The organism is Aquihabitans sp. McL0605, from assembly GCF_049993875.1.
Lineage (GTDB): Bacteria > Actinomycetota > Acidimicrobiia > Acidimicrobiales > Iamiaceae > Aquihabitans.
Genome location: NZ_CP188252.1, coordinates 2770965 through 2789635, shown reverse-complemented (window position 1 = coordinate 2789635; position 18671 = coordinate 2770965). Strand labels below are relative to the sequence as shown.

Sequence of the window (18671 nt, the reverse complement as noted above, 5' to 3'; positions counted from 1 at the left end):
TCAGCCCACCGCGGGCCAGCCCTCCGGGCCGATGTCGTGGATCGGATCGAGGAGCAGGAGCTCCTCGAGGTCGTCGTGCTTCTCGATCTGCGGCGGCCGGTAGGCCGCACGGGGGATGGCCGCCACGGGCGGGGCGATCGCGACAGCTGGCGCCTCCGGCGACCAGCTCAGGATGCTCTCGTCGACGAGGCTGCGCAGGAAGGCATCGACATCGACGGCGGCCTGCGCCCGGTCGACCTCGAACCCGGCCACCAGCACCTGCACGAGGTCCTCGGGCCCGGCGCCCTCGACGAGCGCCGACCAGCAGTCCGCGGCCGCCTGCTCCAAGGCGAAGTACGCCCCGGTCTCGAGGTTGATCATCATCACCTGATCATCGAGGCGCTCGTGGGTCATCCACGGCTCCACGACGAACCTGCCCGCTTCCAACATGGTTGGCTCGCCCCTCCGGTCGTTCGTCGGGACGATACTCGACGCTCAGGAGGCCTCGGCCCGGTGACCTGCGACGACGCGCCGGTACACGGCCTCGTACTGGTCGACCGTCGCACCGATCGACCACTCCTGCTCGACGCGGGCGCGCGCCGCCCGGCCGAGCGCACTCGCTCGTGCGGTCGACCCGAGCACCTCGGCCATGGCGGCGGCCAAGCCCGGGACATCGCCGGGCGGGACGAGCAGGCCGGTGACGCCGTCGACCACGGCCTCGGCCAAGCCGGGCCCCGCCATGGCCACCACCGCCCGGGCCGACCACGCCGCCTCGAGCGACACGAGGGGCAGGCCCTCGTAGCGCGACGGCATCACCAGGGCCCGCGCTTGCGCCAGCAGCTCGGGCACCCGGTGGGGCTCGACCCGGCCGACCAGCTCGACCCGGTCGCCGACGCCGAGCGCCTGGGCCTGCGCGACCAGGTCGTCACGGTCCGGGCCGGTCCCCACGATCTGCAGCCGGGCCCACGGGAACGCGGGCGCCACCGAGGCGAACGCCGCGATGGCCATGTCGAACCCCTTCTGCGGGACGAGCCGGCCGACGCAGATCAGCGGTGCGTGCGCCGCGATCGGCTGCGGCTCGCCCGGAGGCGCCTGCACGGCGTTGCGCACGAGCGAGAGCCGGTCGGCCACGTCGGGGAAGAGCGCGGCGGTGTCATCGACCACGTCCTGGGACACGCCCGTGACCCACGACGCCTCGGCGACCATGGCGGCGACCGGAGCGAGCTCGTCGCCCAGGTGGGCGCTCATGACGTTGTGGACGGTGGCCACCAGCGGGCGCTTGTGGCGCTCGGTCCGCAGGTACATCCACAGCGCGGTGGAGCCATCGTGGGTGTGGACCACGTCGGGGGCCAGGTCCCGGGTGAAGCGACCGATCTCGACGGCCCGCCGCAGCACCGCGGCGCCGTCGTTGCGGGCCAGCGCCTCCTGGGCGCCGGTGCGCAGCACCGGCACGCCGTTCACCTCATCGAGCCCGGCGTCGACGGCTGCGTGCGGGCACGTGATGAGCCCCACCTCGCTCCCCCGGCGCTGCAGCTCGGCCAGGAGCTGCGAAGCCAGCACCTCGAGGCCCCCGAGCCACGGCAGGTACGCCGGGGTGATGAACAGCACGCGCGGTCGGCGCTCCCCGCTCACGGTGACGTCCGCGAGGGCGTCAGGCGGCTCCCCGCCCAGCGGCGGCCGCGGCGCACGACCGCAGCCGGCACGTGGCGGGTGCGGTCGACGCGCAGCAGGTCGGCGGTGAACCGCGGGGTCGCCAGCACGGCGCGGCCCGGACCGACCGCCGTGCGCAGCCGCACCCATCGGGCCCGCCGGATGGCGCCGATCCCCATGGGCCCGTCGTCGGCCGGGCCGGTGAGGAGGTCGAAGCGCCGCCGATCCCCCGCGGAGGCCACCGCCGCCCACAGCGCCCACAGGGCATCGGCGGGGACCGGGGCGTCGAACTCGTCCACCAGGTAGCGCAGCGCGCTCCGGACGGGCAGGACCACCCGGTGGCGCCGGGCGTGCTCGACCAACCGGTCCCAGTCGACGGACTGGGTGCGCAGCAGCACGACCGCGTCGGCCACCCAGCGCGACGACCATCCCGGGATGCTCGTCACGCCGTGCACGATGACGTTGAGCAGCAGATCCTCGGGCGCGGGAAGGGCGATGGCCCGGCCCACCAGCTCGCTCGGCCGCTGCCCGGCCCAGATCTCGGGGACGGAGGCCCGGCCCTCGGTGCGACCCATGAAGGGCACACCAGGGACGTGGTGCAGGTCGATGTGGCCCCCTTCGGGGTGGACGAGGGGGACGCTGTGGCGGGCGCGCCACGAGCGCGGGAGCGGGTTGGCCTCGCCGCAGACCCATCCGTCGCGGACGAGCAGATCGACCGCCCGGGCGATGTCGGGCGACGGGACCAGCACGTCGACGTCGCTCATCGGGCGCCGACCGAGGTCGGGGTAGGCGTGCAGGGCCAGCGGCAGGCCCTTGAGGAGCATGACCGCGACCCGGCCCTGCTGCAGCGGATCGAGCCACGACGGTGCGTGGTGGAGGTGGAGGGTGTTGTCCCGGAAGGCCTCGCGGTGGAGGCGCTTCATGGTGGGGGCGTCGTCGCCCGCAGCCTCGGCACCGATGGTGTGGAGCACGAGCGGCAGCAGCCGGGAGCGGTCCGCCATGGCGTCGTCGCGCAGGTCGATGTCGCCGCGGACGCGCGTCCATGCGGCGCGGGCCTCGTCCGGAGGCAGCAGAGCGGCGCGGAGGACCTCCTCGGTGACCGGGCCCGGCCAGCACGAGCCGTCGAGCCCGGGCCGCCTCACGACACCGCCCGCTTCCGCCGGACCCGCCGGCCCAGGGCATCGAGCATGGAGCGCCGCAGGCCATCGGTGTCGTAGGTGAGGTTGCCGCCGTGGATGCGCCGCACCCGGCCCACGTCGTCGCGGACCTCGATCGTGGCGCCGGCCTCGTTGGCCCGCATCAGCCAGTCGAGGTCCTCGCTCAGGCGCAGGTCCGGATCGAACGGTCCGACCCGCTCGAACAGCTCGCGCCGGAAGACGCCGGCGAACACCGACGGGCGCGAGACCTCGCCAGGCTCTCCCACCCGATCGGCCACCGCCCACGCCGGCAGCGCCACCCCATCGAGGACCTCGTAGGACTGCATGCCGAGCACGCCGTCGATCGCGGGGTCCTGGGTCAGGTGCTCGATCTGGCGCAGGAGGGCACCGGGCGGGATCAGGTCGTCGCAGTCGAGGAACGCCACCAGGGGAGCGGTGGCCGCCGCGATCCCTGCGTTGCGGGCGGCGGCGGGCCCGGCCTGCGCCTGGCGCAGGCAGATCACCCCGTGACCGACCGCGATCGCGGCGCTGGCATCGGTGGACCCGTCGTCGATGACGATGACCTCGAGGTCGAGCGCCTGGTCGGCGACGCTGCGGAGCGCGTCGGCCAGGAACCGCTCGCCGTCGTGGATCGGGATGACCACGGTTGCGAGCGGTGCCATGGCTCCCCAAGGTAGGGCACCGGAAGAAGGGCCTGAGCAGGTCCGGAGCGGGTCGGTCCGCCCGCGACCGAGGCCGCGACGGTCGCGCCGAGCTCCCAGCACGCGTCGGTGGCGACCGGATCCACCGGCCCGATCACGCCCACGGGCGCCGACGGTTTGGAAGACTCGCCTCCTCGGCGACCAGGGGGACGAGGCGTGGAGCAACAGACCAGCAGCAGGGGACGGGCGCGACGGATCGCGGTGGCGGCGGCCGCCGCGCTGCTCGTGGCCGCCGTGCTCGCACCCGGCCCGGCATCCGCGACACCTCAGGGTGCGCCGCCCCCAGACGTGATCGCCGCCGCGCTGAACGGGAGCGTCACCTCGGTGACCGGCTGCGACGGGGTCACCCGCAGCAGCTCCAACACCGGGTTCCTGAAGGTCGAGCGCCCCAACGCCACATCGGGCGACATCTCGGTGGACGTGTCCTACGGCGGCACGCTCGTCGCCGGCACCGACTACGACGCGCTGCCCGACCCGGTCACCATCGCGGCCGGGCACGAAGCCACGGTCCTCTTCATCGACCCGACGCGGTCCGGCACCATCACGCTGACGGTCGAGCCGGGCCCGGGCTACGTCGTGGGCGAACCGGCCACCGCCACCGTCGACTTCCCACTCACCCACGTCGACGCCGCCTGCCTGGCGCCGAACGAGCAGACCGTCCCGGTCGGCGGCACCCCGCACGGCGTCGACGTCACCGCCCACGGCTTCTCCCAGATCGTCGACTCCCACTTCGAGACCGTCGGCGACCTGCCACCGGGGTTGGACTTCCACGTCGACGGCACGTGGACCGGTGCCGCCACCACCGCAGGGGTCTACGGGTTCACCGCCCGCTGGTGCCTGCTCGACGGCAGCACCAACAGCCAGTGCTTCTTGGAGATCCCGTTCGAGATCACCGTGGTGGGCGCCGGCACCGACGTGCCGCAGCTCCAGCCGCCGGTGGTCGAGGCTCCGGCCACCCCCGCCACGCCGATCAGCGACACCGCGAGCTACACCGGCTGATCGCTCACCGTCGCCGCCATGGTGGCGCCGAGCTCCCAGCACGCGTCGGTGGCGACCGGGTCGACCGGCCCGATCACGCGCACGGGCGCAGCGACGGCCCGCCACCCGAGGCCGGTGACGATGCGCTCGATGTCGCGGATCGCCCCGTCGACGTCGTTGTTCCCGTGCACGTACAGGCCCCACGGCCGCCGCTGCGCCGCCTCGAGGCACGGGTAGTAGATCGTGTCGAAGAAGTGCTTGAGCGCCCCGCTCATGGACCCGAGGTTGGCGGGCGTTCCCAGCACGTAGCCATCGGCCTCGAGGACATCCACGGGCGACGCGGTCAGCGCCGGTCGGGCCACCACCTCGACGTCGGGCAGCTCCGGCCGAGCCGCGCCGTCTAGCACGGCTCGCAGGAGGGTGTCGAGCGGCGGGGACACCGTGTGGTGCACGACCAGGATGCGAGGCACCCCACCAGTGTCCCAGAGCGGCTCCGCACCGAGAGGCGGCGCCGACCCGGATGGCCCCGAGCACGCGCCCGGGTCGATCGCCACCGACGCCGGACGCGCCACTGCCGGCCCCCGAAGGGACCGGCAGCAGGCACAACCGATCAGGCCGGAGCCCGTCGGACAGGGTGGATCAGACGGCGGCCGAGCAGACCGTGTCGGTGATCAAGCGGGCCACCAGGTACGGGTCCATGTTGGCGTTGGGACGACGATCCTCGGCGTAGCCCTTCTTCTCGACGGCCACCTGCCACGGGATGCGGATGGAAGCGCCACGGTTGGACACGCCGTAGGAGAACTCGGTCCACGGGGCGGTCTCGTGGGCGCCGGTCAGGCGATCCTCGATGCCGTGGCCGTAGGCCCGGACCATCTCCTCGGCCCGGGCGCCGAGCGCCTCGCAGGCAGCGATGATCGGGTCGTAGCCCTCGCGCATGGCCTTGGTGGAGAAGTTGGTGTGGCAGCCGGCGCCGTTCCAGTCGCCCTTGACGGGCTTGGGGTCGACGGTGGCCGAGATGCCGAACTCCTCGGCGATGCGGTAGAGCAGCCAGCGAGCGACCCACAGGTGGTCGCCCACATCGAGCGGACCGAGCGGGCCGACCTGGAACTCCCACTGGCCAGGCATGACCTCGGCGTTGATGCCCGAGAGGCCGATGCCGGCTTCGAGGCAGGCCTCCATGTGGGCCTCGACGACGTCGCGGCCGAAGACCTCATCGGCGCCGACGCCGCAGTAGTAGAAGCCCTGCGGGGCGGGGAAGCCGTTGACCGGGAAGCCGAGCGGCCGACCGTCCTTGAAGAACGTGTACTCCTGCTCGATGCCGAACCACATGTCCTGGTCGGCGTACTTCTCGGCGATGGCGCGCAGGGGGGCGCGGGAGTTGGTCGGGTGCGGGGTGTCGTCGACGAGGAAGACCTCGCACATCACCAAGATGTCGTCGCCGCCACGGATCGGGTCCGGGAAGACCGCGACGGGCTTGAGCACGCAGTCGGAGTTGTCGCCAGGCGCCTGGTTGGTGCTGGACCCGTCGAAGCCCCAGATGGGCAGGTTGTCGTGCGCACGATCGTCTTCGAGGATGCGGGTCTTGGAGCGAAGGCGAGCGGTGGGCTCGGTGCCATCGATCCAGATGTATTCGGCCTTGTAAACCACGGAAGTCATCTCCAGTTGTTGCGCCAGCCCCTGTGCAGGCAGGCAGATCCGTTGTGCGGGAGGGACCCTAGGAGGGTTCACGCGCGAGGTCATTTCCCGTATGTGAACGGTCTGTGAACCGGTACGTTCGGCAGACAGGGTGTCCCGGCCGCCACTCGGCCCGCCTCCGCCCGCCCGGCGTGGATGGTCAACGCATCCGATCGCCCGGGACCGCTCCGCCCCGAGGGCGTTTCCGGGCCGTCACGAGGTACTTGCACCTTTGTGAACGGAACGTGAACCCGCCCCCTCTCGGGTTGCTCCGCGTCACGTCCGGGCGTGAGGATGGCCCGGTGGATCGCCAGAGGGAGTACGTGCTGCGCACGGTCGAGGAGCGGGGGGTGCGCCTGGTGCGCCTCTGGTTCACCGATGTGCTCGGCCAGCTGAAGTCGTTCGCCATCTCACCGGCGGAGCTCGAGAACGCCTTCGAGGAGGGCATGCGCTTCGACGGCTCGGCCATCGACGGCTTCAGCCGCATCCAGGAGAGCGACGTCCTCGCCCGCCCCGATGCCCGCACGTTCGAGCTGCTGCCGTGGCACGAGCGCGACGAGACCTCGGCTCGCATGTTCTGCGACCTCACCACCCTCGACGGCACGCCCTTCGCCGGCGATCCCCGGCAGGTGCTGCGCCGCAACCTCGACAACGCACGGGAGCGGGGCTACTCGTTCTTCGTCGCCCCGGAGATGGAGTTCTTCTACTTCGGCTCCGGCGACCCGTCGCAGCCGCTCGAGCCGCTCGACACCGGCGGCTACTTCGACCTCACCACGGCCGACGTCAGCTCCGACCTCCGCAAGAAGACCATCCACCACCTCGAGGCCATGGGCATCCCGGTGGAGTACTCGTTCCACGAGGACAGCCCCAGCCAGCACGAGATCGACCTGCGATACACCGACGCGCTGAGCATGGCCGACAACGTCATGACCTTCCGCCTCGTCGTGCGGGAGACGGCCATGGAGCAGGGCGTGTACGCCACGTTCATGCCGAAGCCGCTCACCGGAGTCCAGGGCTCGGGCATGCACACCCACCTGTCGCTGTTCGAGGGCGACAGCAACGTGTTCCACGACCCGGGCGACGACCACCCGCTGTCGAAGACCGGTCAGGCGTTCGTCGCCGGCCTGCTGCACCACGCCGCGGAGATCACCGCCGTCACCAACCAGCTGGTGAACTCGTACAAGCGGCTGATCGTGGGCACCGAGGCCCCGTCGCACATCACCTGGGCCCAGAACCACCGCGCTGCGCTGGTGCGGGTGCCGATGCAGAAGCCCGGCAAGGAGTCGGGGGTGCGCATCGAGTACCGCTCGCCCGACCCGGCGTGCAACCCGTACCTGGCCTACTCGGTGCTGCTCGCTGCCGGCCTCAAGGGCATCGACGAGGGCTACACGCTCCCCGACGAGGCCACCTCGTTCCTCGACCTCTCCCCCGCCGAGCGCCACGCCGCCGGGGTGAAGGACCTGCCGCAGTCGCTCAGCGAGGCGCTCGACGCCATGGAAGGATCCACCCTCGTGCGCGAGGCCCTGGGCGACCACATCTTCGAGTGGTTCCTGCGCAACAAGCGGGCGGAGTGGGCCGACTACAAGGCCCAGGTCACGCCCTTCGAGCTCGCTCGGTACCTGCCCACCTGGTGACTGGACCCATGGAACCGCTGCTCGTCCATCCCGACCCGCCCCCCTCCGAGCTGGCCCGCCTGCTCGATCTGGGCGGCTACGCCTGGAAGCCCATCGCCGATGAGCGCATGGCGATCAGCGAGACCCCCGACGACGGCTGGGGCGGCGCCATCGTCGTCATCACCGAGCAGAGCGACGCGGCCTGGGCCCTCTGCCGCGCCATCCGCAAGGGCGACCTTCCGGTCGAGCCGCTGCTGCTGCTCATCGGCGGCAACCGCCTCGACGAGCTCGACCTGCGCGACGAGCTCTACGACGACTTCTGCCTCGACCCGTTCCACCCTCGCGAGCTGGAGGCCCGGCTCCGCCACCTGTTCTGGCGCACGGGCTTCGGCACCGCCCCCGAGCTCGTGGAGTACGGCGGCCTCGTGCTCAACCTGGAGACCTACCAGGCGGTCATCGACGGCGACCCGCTCGACCTCACCTACATGGAGTACGAGCTGCTCAAGTTCCTGGCGCAGCACCCCGGCAAGGTGTTCACCCGCGAGACGCTGCTCAGCCGGGTCTGGGGCTACGAGTACTACGGCGGCGCCCGCACGGTCGACGTCCACATCCGGCGCCTGCGCGCCAAGCTCGGCGAGGAGCACGCCAACCTGATCGCCACCGTGCGCTCGGTGGGCTACCGCTTCGGCCAGTCGCGCTGGGGTGGCTGAAGCCTCTCAGGCTCCGCCACATCGCTCGATCTCCGGCTTGCAGCTCGGCCTTCGCAAGCCCCTGCGGTCGCCACTCACGGCCTCCTCTCCCCGCCTTCGGCGAAAGCTGGGGCTGGCTCACGAGCGGCACCACCAATCGTTCGCCCGCTACGGGCCCGACGCGTCGCCCGTGGCCGGGACGCCCGACGTGGTCGGGGTGGTGCTGGTGGTCGGCGGCGGTGGCGGCGCCACGTCGAACGCGGCCCCCATCTGGCCGGCGAGCCAGCTGTTCCAGAACCACACCGCGGTGTCGTGCTGGAAGTGGGCACCGTCCTCGCGCAGCGGCAGGCCGGTGGGCGTCTTGACGAACGCCTTGCCCGACGCGTCGCACAGCTGAGGCCCCGGGTCGATCAGCCGCACCCAGCCCTTGTTGCGCTGGGCCACCTTGCGGACCCGCTCGTTGACCCAGTCGATGCGCTTGGGTTGGAGCCGCTCCTTGCCGAGGCGGGTGACGGTGGTCCCGAAGCACGGGACGACGGGCATCACGGTGGGCACGCCGACCGACCGGTACCGGTCGACGCGCTCCTGGATGCGCTGCTCGACCAGGTGGGCGAACGCCTTGGTGCCGACCTGGTAGCGGGTGCCGTCGAGCTGCTGGTCGTAGACCTCCCACGCCCCGACCCACAGGAGCACCGCATCGGGCTTGTCGGCCAGGCCCTTCAGCTCGGCGACGTCGACCTTCTGGCACGCCGGTGGGTAGTCCTCGCCGCTGTGGCCGCCGACGATGAACTGGGCGCGGTACGGCATCAGCCCGCAGCCGATGATCGCCCGGTTGTCGACGGAGACGGTGGGCGAGAGCGTGGGCCCGAGCTCCCAGCCGAGCGACCAGCCCACGGAGTCACCGGTGAGGAGCACCTTCAGGGGCCGGCCGAGGCGGGCCGAGGGATCGACCGAGGCGGTCGGGCTGACGACCAGGCTCCGGGCTCCGGTGAACGGGCCGGGCGGGCCCTCGTCGATGGGCTCGGTGGTGGAGGTGGTCCGCAGGAGCTTCGCCTCCTCGGCCGCGCTGATGTCGCCGACGGCGGCGTCGAGGACCGCTTTGTCGCTCACCGACGCGTACGTGGGCGCGGGCGGCGCCCCTGCCGACGTGCCCACGACGACCCCGATCACCAGCAGGAAGGCCATCGCCGACCACGCCGCCCGAGGCACCCGCGGGGTGCGGTCGGGCCGGTGGCCCCGCCGCCGCGCCAGCCCGCCCAGGCCGGCCGGGAGGGTGCCGGTGCGGATCGGCTCCTCCACCAGCCAGAACGACAACGTGGCGAACGAGACCGCGACCACGACCACCGAAGCGTCGAGGGCCAGGCCCGACACCCCGAAGTGCTCGGCGAGGAACACCTGGGCCGGCCACGACCAGAGGTAGATCCCGTAGGACCGGCGCCCGAGCCAGACCAGGACGGGGTTGGCCAGCACCGCCGCCTGCGGGCCCCGCCCGGTGGCCACGCCCGCCACCACCAGCACCGACAGCACCGCCAGGAGCTGGAAGCCCCACTGGTAGAAGCCGGCGTGGGCGTTGGAGCCCAGGAAGAAGAACGCCACCACGGGGACCAGCGCGAGCGCGCCCACCACGGCCCAGCGCTGGGCCCAGCGCCGACGAGCGCCGTGCGTCTCTCCCCGACGCGAGGCCGGATCCCACCAGCACCCGAGCAGCGCCCCGCCGAACAGGGCGAAGACCCGGGTGTCGGTGCCGTAGTAGATCCTCGACAGGTCCATGCCGAGCGAGGACGAGACCGCCATCCAGCCGGCCGAGGCGAGCGCAGCGACCCCGGCCACCACGGCGACGGACCGGCGGAGGTGGGTGGTGACCTTGCCCAGCCCCACCACCACCAACGGCCACACCAGGTAGAACTGCTCCTCGATCGCCAGCGACCAGGTGTGGCGCAGCGGCGTCGGGACGATCCCCGATGCGAAGTACGACTGGCCGCTCAGGATGAAGCGCCAGTTGGCCACGTAGGCGAGCGCGGCGAGGGCGTCGCCGCGGATGGCACCCAGGCGCCATGCCGGCAGCCACAGCCGGGCGCCGATCGCCACCGCGACCAGCACGACCAGCAGGGCGGGCAGGAGCCGCTTGAAGCGCCGGATCCAGAACGAGCCGAGGGCGATCCCACCCCGCCGCTCGCGCTCGGCGAGCAGCAGGCGGGTGATGAGGAACCCGCTGATCACGAAGAACACGTCGACGCCGAGGAAGCCGCCGCCCAGGATCTCGAGGTGGTACGCCACGACGGCGAACACGGCGACGGCCCGCAGGCCGTCGAGGCCGGGGATGTAGCCGGGCTTGGGCGGCGAGGCCGCCGGAGGGGCGGGGGACATCACCTCGGGGTCGACCGCGAGGGCGGCCTGGCGAGCAGCGCGAGGCGGGGTGACGGGCCGAGCCGGGTCCTGGGATCGGGGCGGGAGCCCACCCGCGACCGGGCGCGGCGTGGGCCTGGGTCCCCGCGACGGAGAGCTCGGTGGCGACGACGAACCCATGCAGCAGCCACGGTACCGCTGGGCGTCGTTGCGCTCCGAACCGCCGTCAGGTCAAGATGGGGCCATGCCCGGTGCCATCGCAATCATCATCGTCTTGGTCGTGGCCATCCCCGTCACGGTGCTGATCTCGGGCGGCATCGCCTCGGCGCTGCTCGGGTACGTCCTCAAGGAAGAGGTCGACACGGCCAACGAGGGCAGCGAGCTCATCGCCACCAACATCTAGCCCCGGTACGCCCAGGCCTCGATCTCGACGTTCGCGTCGAACGGGAGCCGGGCCACCTGGAAGGCGGACCGGGCGGGGCGCGGCTCGGCGAACGCCAGGGCGTAGCGCTCGTTGAACTCGCCGAACCGATCGAGGTCGGCCAGGAAGCAGGTGGTCTTCACCACGTGCTCGAGCCCGAGCCCGTGCTCGGCCAGGCGATCGCGCAGGTTGGCCAGCACCGCGTCGACCTCGGCGGCGAAGCCCTCCACCAGCACGCCGTCGACGAGGCCGAGCTGGCCGGACACCACCACCCAGTCCCCGGCCGCGACGGCGGGCGTGTACGGAAGTCCGGTGGGGTGCGGCATCAGAGGGCTCCTCGGGTGGGCCAGTCGGTGGGGCAACCTTGGTGCAGCCAGACGGCGGCTGCCACCGCCGCGAAGACCGCGTCGGACCCGTTGACGGCGGGGCCGGGCGTGGCGTCGATCTCGACGTCGATCGGCGGCGTGTCGATGGCCCGCGGGATGCCGAACGAGCGGATGGTGAGGTCGTGCACCTCGCCGGAGGCGTCGACGGCGATGCCCTCGCTGGTGACCCAGCCGAACGCCATGTGGGCGGCGCCGATGGCGTAGGACCGCAGGACCACCTCGTCGAGCGGGTCGCCCGCCGCCACCTTCACCTGGATGCGCCCGTCGACGATCGCAGCCTCGGCCACCCCGCCGGAGGGGCCTCGGACCGGCTCCAGCGCGCCGCGGGCGCCGGCCAGCAGCACCACGGCCTCGGCCCAGCCCGCGGCACGGGGTGCCGCTGTCGTGGGAGGGCCGGCCAGGTCGACCTGATCGACGACCAGGCCCGGGGCCACCCGTGCGATGGCGTCGGCGATGCCCGGGGTGCGAGCCACGGTGATCCGGCCGGTCCCGTCGGAGCGAGCCCCGCCCGCCACCGGCGGGCGCTTCACGCCCAGCCGCACCACGTCCTCGCGAGACCACAGCACCCGGACGGCACGTCCGTGCTGGTCGGCCAGCTGCCGAGCCACCGCGCCGAGGCTGTCGGGCTGCTTGGCGCCGAACGCCCCGCCGTTGGCCAGCGACGACGCCGGCTCGCCCCCCGGCTCGCACCACGACGCATCGGTCTCGAGGTAGCCGGGCTCGACCCAGCACGTGCGCAGGGCCGCGTCCCAATCGCCCTCGGGCACGGCGAGCGGTGGAGCGGCGTCGACCGTGGTGCGCCGGCCCTGGACCTTGCCGGCCGCGGCGCGGGCCGCCTCGACCGTCTCACCCACCGCCCACGATCCGTCGGCAGCCCGGACCGCCACCAGGGCACCGGAGGGCGCCAGGTCGTCGGCGAACCCGCCTCGGCCCTCGGCCACCGTGGGCGACACCGCTTGGGGGGCCCCGCCCTCGAGCTCCGCCCGGGCCGACGCGGCGGCGAGATCCCGCGGCGGGTGCGGGCGGTCGAGCGCGTCCCAGGCCTCGACGATGGTCTGCCAGCCCGTGCAGCGGCACAGGTGGGCCTGGAGCGCCCGCTCGACCGGCGCGTGGTCGGCGATGTCGGTGGCCTTCTGCCGCAGGGCGTCGAGCCGGACGAGGATCCCCGGCGTGCAGAAGCCGCACTGGCTGCCGCCCGTGGCGCACAAGGCCCCCGCCCACGACTCGCGGGCCGAAGGGTCGAGCCCGTCGACGGTGGTGATGGTGCGCCCGGCCACCCGCCGGACGGGCGTCACGCACGACACGCGCGGCGCGCCGTCGACCAGCACCGTGCAGCAGCCGCACTGGCCCTGCGGGCTGCACCCGTCCTTCACCGACCGGATGCCCAACTGGTCACGAAGGGCGCACAGCAAGGACCCACCGGTGTCGCGCACCTCGACCGCGACACCGTCGACGGTCAGCGCGATCTGGGATTCCGGTGCGGTCGACGAAGGCAGGGACACGGCGCCGACACTAGGCCCGGCACCGGGGGGCATCCGCGTCCCGAGGGGGGCGCGTGAGTAGAACGTTGCTGGGCCCTTTGGGCCGATGTTGATCGTTCTCGTTCCCCCTCTTTTCGTCGCCACCCCGCAGGAGCATCCGTGGAGTCGGGTCTGCGCACCCCCGATACTCCGGGCGAGACCGGAGGGCTGATCGTCATGGTCCGCCCCGATCCCGCCCATGCGGCGCGGGCCATCGCCGACGATCTCCACGCCGAGCTGGCCATCGGCGGCGCCGAGACCGAGCTGGCCCTGGCCCGGCTGAGCGCCCGGCAGCTCGAGCACCGGGACCTCGACGGCCTGGCGGCCGCCATGCGCCGCGCCGAGCTGATCCGCGACCGAACCCGCGACTCGGTGTCGGCCCGCCTCTCCAAGAGCCTCAACACGCGCGTCGCCATCCACCCCGACACCATCCGCCGCGCCGCCATCGAGGTCCTCGCGGCCGACACGGCCCTGCAGCTCGCCATCGCCCACGACACCAAGCGCACCACCCGGCGCCGGCGCCTCGGCACCGGAGCCGGGACCGGCGTGGCTGCCGCGGGCGTGGCCGTGGCGGCGCTGGCGGTGCCCCCGGTCGGCGTGGCCATCGCCACCGTCGGCGTGGCCGGGGCCGGCCTCAGCCACCTGCGCGCCCGCCGGGCCACCCCCGCCGAGCACGCCAGCCTCCGCCAGTTCTGCTCGGTCACCCGATCCCGCTGGGAGCAGGTGGCCGGCGTCGGGGCCGACCCCACCCAGGTCGACGACATCATCCACCGCTACGACCCGCAGGATGCGGTGATCGCCGGCCTGCTGGGCGACAACCCGGCCGTGCGGGCCGCCGAGCGGGTGGTGGTGCAGCGGCGCATGGCGTGGGTGGCGGCGTGGCGCCGAGAGGTGGGCGACTCCACCCCGATCACCGACCCGGCCGTCCAGGCCCTCCTCCAGCGCGAGCGCACCGAGCTGTGGCTCACCTCCGGCGCCGACCTCGACACCGACCAGGCCGACACGCTGGTGGTGGCGGCCCCCTACTCCGATCTCTCCGAGGAACGGGCCAAGGAGCTGCACCGCCGGCTCCTCGGACTCCCCCGCGGCCAGCGGGTCATCGTGGTGCTCGCGCCCGATCCCGACGCACCCACCGGCGTGAAGATCCCCGGCGTGGGCTGGGTTCCCGCACTCGAGGCTTCGCCTCAAGAGCAGGATGTCCGGCCCGCACCGCCGTCGATCTCACGCTGATCGCGGCGCACGCGCTCCTCTCCCCGCCTTCGGCGAAAGCTGGCGCTGGTCACCGCCCAGGCAGGCGCCGGCACGCGCCAAGCGCGACGAAGGCGGGCCCTGAGGCCCGCCTCCGGTCAGATCGGTCGGTTGCTCCGGGTCAGCTGAAGGAGGAGCCGCAGCCGCAGGTGCGCTGGGCGTTGGGGTTGTCGATGGAGAACCCGGCCTGCTGGAGGCCGTCCTTGTAGTCGAGGGTGGCACCGGTGAGCAGCTGGGCGCTCGACGGGTCGACGACGACCTTGACGCCGCCCTTCTCCGTGATCAGGTCATCGGCCGCCATGTCGGAGTCGAAGAACATCTCGTAGCTGAACCCCGAGCACCCGCCGGGGCGCACGGCCACGCGCAGCGCGAGCGACGTGTCGCCTTCGGCCGAGATGAGCTCGGCGACCTTGGATGCTGCGTTGTCGGTGAGCGCAATCACAGGGGCTTCCTCCTGATCGGAACAATCACGGCCATCGTACCGCTCGGCGCGGCCGACGCACCCCATCAGGGCAAGGGATCCTGGGCCGGGCGCCGGTAGGATCGAACTCGTGTCCGCCCCGTCCAACGCCCTTCCGTCGCCCGACGACGTCCGCAGCCTGCTGCGGGGCGTGATCGACCCCGAGCTGGGGAGCGACATCGTCGAGCTGGGCATGGTCAAGGGCGTCGACGTGGGCGAAGACGGCCACGTCACCGTCACCATCGCCCTCACCACCTCGGGCTGCCCGCTCCGCGCCCAGATCCAACGAGACGTCCGCACCCGGGTGGCCTCCCACCCCGGGGTCACCTCGGTGAAGCTCGACTGGACCGAGATGACCCAGGCAGAGAAGTCGCGGGCCATGGAGAAGGCCCGCTTCAACGTGTCCCAGCGAGACGAGGACACCGCCATCGGCCCCACCACCCGGGTGGTGCTCGTGGCGTCGGGCAAGGGCGGCGTGGGCAAGTCGTCGGTCACCGCCAACCTGGCTGCGGCCCTGGCCGATCGGGGCCTCAAGGTGGGCGTCCTCGACGCCGACGTCTGGGGCTTCTCGATCCCGCGCATGCTCGGCGTGTCGGGCCGCCTCGAAGGCCGCGTCGAGGGCAACCGCAAGGTCATGCTCCCGATCGAGCGCAAGATCGGTGCCGGCGTGGTCCGCATCGTGTCGATGGGGTTCCTCGTCGAGGACGAGGAGACCGCGCTCATGTGGCGGGGGCTCATGCTCAACCGCGGCGTGCAGCACTTCCTCCAGGACGTGGAGTGGGGCGACGACCTCGACTACCTCCTGGTCGACATGCCGCCCGGGACCGGCGACGTGCAGATGGGCGTGGCCAAGCTCGTGCCGCGCGCCGAGGTCATCGTCGTCACCACGCCGGCGGTGGGCGCCCAGAAGGTGGCCATCCGCGCCGTGTCGATGGCCCGAAAGAGCTTCCTGCGCGTGGCGGGCGTGGTCGAGAACATGAGCTCGTTCACCGACAACCACGGCGAGGCCCACGCCCTCTTCGGCACCGGCGGCGGCCAGACGCTCGCCGACGACGCCGGCGTGCCGCTGCTGGGGCAGATCCCCATCGAACCGCTCGTGTCGGCCGGCGGCGACGCGGGCGAGCCCGAGGTGCTGGGCACCTCACCGGCCGCTCAGGCGTTCCGCGACCTGGCCGACCGCCTGGTCACCGAGGCCGTCCCGCCCGCCGAGCTGGCCGGCTGCTCCGCCCGGATGCTCGAGATGGCCATGGCCGCGCTCGACGCCGACGACGCTGCCACCGCGGCCGGCGCCTGACGCTCCCCGTCGGGGCCTCAGCGCATCCGGATGCCGCGGAGCGCCTCGGGCAGCTCACCCACCACCGGGCGCAGCACGGGCGGGCCCGCGGGCGCGGCGCACACCTGCGGCTCCTGCGACGAGTCGAACCCGGCCCCGCGCAGGATCAGCCGGCACCCCAGCTCGGTCTCGACCGACAGCGACTCGCCCAGCTCCTGGTTGACGTCGAGCACCACCCCGTCGTCGCCGGGGTACTGCGTGCGCAGGTACTCGGGGGCGTAGACCACCACGCCGCCCACCTCGCCCACCGGCTCCTGATCGGGCCCCGGCCAGAAGTCCTCGTAGAGGAAGGGGGCGGTGGACTCGCAGCAGCCGGTGCCGATCGTGATGGTGAGGGTGCCCGCTCGGCGGGTGCCCATCTCGGCGATCACGGCGGCAGCTCGATCGGTCGAGGTCACCAGCATGGGCCCAGGCTACGCAGCGGGGTCCGGGACCGCACCGAGGTCCGCTCGCTACCGTGATCCGACGCGACGCAAGGTCTCCACGGCCCGAGCACGCGCCGCGGCACCCACCCACACCACACGTTCCAGGAGACCAGCGATGAAGACCCGTGCTCTGATGGTCGTAGCGGCCGCCCTGCTCCTGCCGGTGCTCGTCACCGGCTGCGGCGGCACCGACGACACCAACTCGGGCTCGCGCCCGTCGGTCGAGGAGCTGACGGCCGGCATCGGCAAGAGCCTGCCCACCGGCACCGACGGCTCGATCGCCTCCTGCATCGGCAAGGCGCTCGAGGCCTCTGACCTGCCCGACGGACTGCTGCGGGCGATCGCCAAGGGCGACACCACGGCCAGCATCGACAAGCGCAACAAGAAGGAGTACGAGCAGATCCTCTCCGACTCCATGCAGTCCTGCGCGCTGGGCGCCATCACCACCACCACGGGCGGCTGACGCCCAGGCCCGAGCGCGGAGGAGCCCGGACCGCTCGGCCCGGGCTCCTCGCGTTCCGTCAGGTGCGGGCGCTGATCAGATGTTGCCGCTCAGCGCCGAGAAGTGGATGTAGTTGTCGCGCGTGCCACCGGGGTTGGCGTGGACGTGCTTCACCTGCTGGTAGGCGCGGAGGCCGTTGAGGCCGAGCTCCCGGCCGATGCCCGACTGCTTGTACCCGCCGAAGGGGCGCTCCGGGCTGATGAGGTGGTAGTCGTTGATCCACACCGTGCCGGTGCGCATGCGGTTGGCCACCGAGCGGGCCCGCTCCATGTTCGTCGACTGCACGCCACCGGCCAGGCCGTAGATCGAGTCGTTGGCGATGGCGATGGCCTCGTCGTCGGTCTCGTAGGGGATGACCGACAGGACCGGGCCGAAGATCTCCTCCTGGGCGATCTTGGCGGAGTTGGGCACCCCGGCAAAGATCGTCGGCGTGTAGAACGCGGCCGGGTCGAGGCCCTCGGCGAGGCCCTCGGGGCGGGAGCCGCCGCAGATGGGCTCACCCACCTCGTCGCGGCCGAGCTGCACGTAGCGCTCGACGGTCTCCACCTGGCTGCGGCTCACCAGCGGGCCGAGGTCGGTGTTGAAGTCCATCTGGTTGCCGATGACGATCTTGCCGGCGCGGTCGACGAGCAGCGAGAGGAACTCGTCGTAGATGCTCTTGTGGACGAGGGCACGGGTGCCCGACTCGCACACCTGGCCGTTGTGGAAGAAGGTGCCCCACAGGACGCACGCGGCAGCGAGGTCGAGGTCGGCGTCGTCGAGCACGATGTTGGCGCTCTTGCCGCCGAGCTCGAGGGTCACGGGCTTCACGGTGCCCGAGGCGAGCTGCATGATGCGGCGGCCGACCTCGGTGGAGCCGGTGAAGGCGGTCTTGTCGACCAGCGGGTTGACGGCGAGCTCCTCGCCGCAGGTGCCGCCGGGGCCGGCGACGATGTTGGCCACGCCCGGCGGGAGGTCGACCTCCTGGAACACCTCACCGAGCATCAGGGCGGTGATCGAGGTGAACGAGGCCGGCTTCAGCACGGCGCAGTTGCCGGCGGCGAGCGACGGCCCCAGCTTCCACGCCGCCATGATGAACGGGAAGTTCCACGGGATGATCCCGGTGGTCACGCCGTGGGGCTCGTAGCGGACCCAGTTCTGCGAGGGCGGGAACGGGGTGCCGGGCACCTCGACCTCCTCGGCCTCCTCGGTGGCGAGCTTGGCGAACCAGCGGAACGCGCCCACGGCACCGGGGATGTCGGCGAACATCGCCTTCTTGATGGTGCCACCGCCGTCGCGGGCCTCCATCTCGGAGAACTTCTCGGCCTTGGCCTCGATGGCGTCGGCGATCTCGTTGATCTTGGCGCCGCGCTCGGCGCCGCTCATCTTGGGCCAGGGGCCCTCGTCGAACGCCTTGCGGGCCGCTTCGATGGCTCGCACCGAATCCTCCCGGCCGGCCTTGGCGATCTCGCCGATGGCCTCGCCGGTGGCGGGATCGGTGGTGGTGAAGGTCTCCCCGGACTGGGCATCGACGTACTCGCCGTCGATGAAGAGCTGGTAATCGGCCATGGCCGTTCCCCTTGTGGATGGTGGGCGTGGAGCGGCCGGAT

At 72.4% G+C, this 18671-nt stretch carries 19 protein-coding genes; 7 read left to right on the top strand and 12 right to left on the bottom strand.

Going from position 1 to position 18671, the window contains the following annotated elements; all coding sequences use genetic code 11:
• From ACPPVX_RS12995 to ACPPVX_RS12980, 4 genes are all read right to left on the bottom strand, one after another.
• The gene (locus ACPPVX_RS12995) at positions 1–393 is read right to left on the bottom strand and encodes a PqqD family protein (RefSeq protein WP_426570981.1); all 393 of its coding nucleotides are present in this window, start codon (positions 391–393) and stop codon (positions 1–3) included.
• Positions 394–474: 81 nt separating this feature from the next.
• Complete coding sequence (locus tag ACPPVX_RS12990) at positions 475–1611, bottom strand: glycosyltransferase family 4 protein (RefSeq protein WP_426570980.1); 1137 nt, start codon at positions 1609–1611, stop codon at positions 475–477.
• Positions 1608–2771 carry a nucleotidyltransferase family protein gene (locus tag ACPPVX_RS12985; protein ID WP_426570979.1) on the bottom strand — a complete coding sequence of 388 codons (1164 nt, stop codon included), beginning with the start codon at positions 2769–2771 and terminating at the stop codon, positions 1608–1610. Before ACPPVX_RS12985 ends, ACPPVX_RS12990 begins: the two co-directional genes overlap by 4 nt.
• A complete protein-coding gene (locus ACPPVX_RS12980) occupies positions 2768–3448 on the bottom strand; it encodes a glycosyltransferase family A protein (protein WP_426570978.1) in 681 nt (226 codons plus the stop codon). The genes ACPPVX_RS12985 and ACPPVX_RS12980 overlap by 4 nt, the downstream gene beginning before the upstream one ends.
• 195 nt (positions 3449–3643) lie before the next feature.
• On the opposite strand from ACPPVX_RS12980, the gene ACPPVX_RS12975 reads away from it, so the two are divergent.
• Positions 3644–4486: a hypothetical protein gene (locus tag ACPPVX_RS12975; protein ID WP_426570977.1), complete on the top strand. Its 843-nt coding sequence runs from the start codon at positions 3644–3646 to the stop codon at positions 4484–4486.
• Here ACPPVX_RS12975 and ACPPVX_RS12970 read toward each other — a convergent pair.
• Both ACPPVX_RS12970 and glnII read right to left on the bottom strand, forming a co-directional pair.
• The gene (locus ACPPVX_RS12970) at positions 4474–4935 is read right to left on the bottom strand and encodes a flavodoxin family protein (RefSeq protein ID WP_426570976.1); all 462 of its coding nucleotides are present in this window, start codon (positions 4933–4935) and stop codon (positions 4474–4476) included. The genes ACPPVX_RS12975 and ACPPVX_RS12970 overlap by 13 nt on opposite strands.
• Positions 4936–5104: 169 nt before the next feature.
• Positions 5105–6112 (bottom strand): glutamine synthetase GlnII, encoded by a 1008-nt coding sequence (gene glnII / locus ACPPVX_RS12965; protein ID WP_426575035.1) that lies wholly within the window; start codon positions 6110–6112, stop codon positions 5105–5107.
• A gap of 329 nt (positions 6113–6441) precedes the next feature.
• Here glnII and ACPPVX_RS12960 point away from each other — a divergent pair, with 329 nt between their 5' ends.
• Both ACPPVX_RS12960 and ACPPVX_RS12955 read left to right on the top strand, forming a co-directional pair.
• Positions 6442–7773, top strand: a complete 1332-nt coding sequence (locus tag ACPPVX_RS12960; RefSeq protein WP_426570975.1) for a glutamine synthetase family protein — start codon at positions 6442–6444, stop codon at positions 7771–7773.
• Between the two features lie 8 nt (positions 7774–7781).
• Positions 7782–8462, top strand: coding sequence for a winged helix-turn-helix domain-containing protein (locus tag ACPPVX_RS12955; protein WP_426570974.1), 681 nt, complete (start codon positions 7782–7784; stop codon positions 8460–8462).
• A 147-nt stretch (positions 8463–8609) separates the two neighbouring features.
• On the opposite strand, the gene ACPPVX_RS12950 is transcribed toward ACPPVX_RS12955, so the two are convergent.
• On the bottom strand, positions 8610–10808 hold the full coding sequence (locus ACPPVX_RS12950; RefSeq protein WP_426570973.1) for an acyltransferase family protein: 2199 nt from the start codon (positions 10806–10808) through the stop codon (positions 8610–8612).
• 223 nt (positions 10809–11031) lie between these two features.
• Here ACPPVX_RS12950 and ACPPVX_RS12945 point away from each other — a divergent pair, with 223 nt between their 5' ends.
• Entirely contained in the window at positions 11032–11190 is a 159-nt protein-coding gene (locus ACPPVX_RS12945; RefSeq protein ID WP_426570972.1) for a hypothetical protein, read from the top strand.
• On the opposite strand, the gene ACPPVX_RS12940 is transcribed toward ACPPVX_RS12945, so the two are convergent.
• Positions 11187–11534, bottom strand: a complete 348-nt coding sequence (locus tag ACPPVX_RS12940) for a RidA family protein (protein WP_426570971.1) — start codon at positions 11532–11534, stop codon at positions 11187–11189. The genes ACPPVX_RS12945 and ACPPVX_RS12940 overlap by 4 nt on opposite strands.
• On the bottom strand, positions 11534–13096 hold the full coding sequence (locus ACPPVX_RS12935; RefSeq protein ID WP_426570970.1) for a 2Fe-2S iron-sulfur cluster-binding protein: 1563 nt from the start codon (positions 13094–13096) through the stop codon (positions 11534–11536). Before ACPPVX_RS12935 ends, ACPPVX_RS12940 begins: the two co-directional genes overlap by 1 nt.
• A 138-nt stretch (positions 13097–13234) precedes the next feature.
• Between ACPPVX_RS12935 and ACPPVX_RS12930 the strand changes: the two genes are divergently transcribed.
• Positions 13235–14344 carry a hypothetical protein gene (locus tag ACPPVX_RS12930; protein ID WP_426570969.1) on the top strand — a complete coding sequence of 370 codons (1110 nt, stop codon included), beginning with the start codon at positions 13235–13237 and terminating at the stop codon, positions 14342–14344.
• Positions 14345–14483: 139 nt separating this feature from the next.
• Here ACPPVX_RS12930 and erpA read toward each other — a convergent pair whose 3' ends face one another.
• A complete protein-coding gene (gene erpA / locus ACPPVX_RS12925) occupies positions 14484–14870 on the bottom strand; it encodes an iron-sulfur cluster insertion protein ErpA (RefSeq protein ID WP_426570968.1) in 387 nt (128 codons plus the stop codon).
• A 43-nt stretch (positions 14871–14913) separates the two neighbouring features.
• On the opposite strand from erpA, the gene ACPPVX_RS12920 reads away from it, so the two are divergent.
• Positions 14914–16116: an Mrp/NBP35 family ATP-binding protein gene (locus ACPPVX_RS12920; RefSeq protein WP_426570967.1), complete on the top strand. Its 1203-nt coding sequence runs from the start codon at positions 14914–14916 to the stop codon at positions 16114–16116.
• A 17-nt stretch (positions 16117–16133) separates the two neighbouring features.
• Here ACPPVX_RS12920 and ACPPVX_RS12915 read toward each other — a convergent pair whose 3' ends face one another.
• On the bottom strand, positions 16134–16559 hold the full coding sequence (locus ACPPVX_RS12915; protein ID WP_426570966.1) for a DUF779 domain-containing protein: 426 nt from the start codon (positions 16557–16559) through the stop codon (positions 16134–16136).
• Positions 16560–16695: 136 nt separating this feature from the next.
• On the opposite strand from ACPPVX_RS12915, the gene ACPPVX_RS12910 reads away from it, so the two are divergent.
• Complete coding sequence (locus ACPPVX_RS12910) at positions 16696–17043, top strand: hypothetical protein (RefSeq protein ID WP_426570965.1); 348 nt, start codon at positions 16696–16698, stop codon at positions 17041–17043.
• Positions 17044–17118: 75 nt separating this feature from the next.
• Here ACPPVX_RS12910 and ACPPVX_RS12905 read toward each other — a convergent pair whose 3' ends face one another.
• Complete coding sequence (locus tag ACPPVX_RS12905) at positions 17119–18630, bottom strand: aldehyde dehydrogenase family protein (RefSeq protein WP_426570964.1); 1512 nt, start codon at positions 18628–18630, stop codon at positions 17119–17121.
• Positions 18631–18671 lie beyond the last annotated feature (41 nt).

Bases quoted from the DNA above. Each gene is read 5' to 3' on its own strand.
- ACPPVX_RS12950 (WP_426570973.1), bottom strand. From the start codon at position 10,808: ATGTCCCCCGCCCCTCCGGCGGCCTCGCCGCCCAAGCCCGGCTACATC.
- ACPPVX_RS12945 (WP_426570972.1), top strand. From the start codon at position 11,032: ATGCCCGGTGCCATCGCAATCATCATCGTCTTGGTCGTGGCCATCCCC.
- ACPPVX_RS12910 (WP_426570965.1), top strand. From the start codon at position 16,696: ATGAAGACCCGTGCTCTGATGGTCGTAGCGGCCGCCCTGCTCCTGCCG.
- ACPPVX_RS12995 (WP_426570981.1), bottom strand. From the start codon at position 393: ATGACCCACGAGCGCCTCGATGATCAGGTGATGATGATCAACCTCGAG.
- ACPPVX_RS12905 (WP_426570964.1), bottom strand. From the start codon at position 18,630: ATGGCCGATTACCAGCTCTTCATCGACGGCGAGTACGTCGATGCCCAG.
- erpA (WP_426570968.1), bottom strand. From the start codon at position 14,870: ATGGGGTGCGTCGGCCGCGCCGAGCGGTACGATGGCCGTGATTGTTCC.
- ACPPVX_RS12940 (WP_426570971.1), bottom strand. From the start codon at position 11,534: ATGCCGCACCCCACCGGACTTCCGTACACGCCCGCCGTCGCGGCCGGG.
- ACPPVX_RS12955 (WP_426570974.1), top strand. From the start codon at position 7,782: ATGGAACCGCTGCTCGTCCATCCCGACCCGCCCCCCTCCGAGCTGGCC.
- ACPPVX_RS12915 (WP_426570966.1), bottom strand. From the start codon at position 16,559: ATGCTGGTGACCTCGACCGATCGAGCTGCCGCCGTGATCGCCGAGATG.
- ACPPVX_RS12980 (WP_426570978.1), bottom strand. From the start codon at position 3,448: ATGGCACCGCTCGCAACCGTGGTCATCCCGATCCACGACGGCGAGCGG.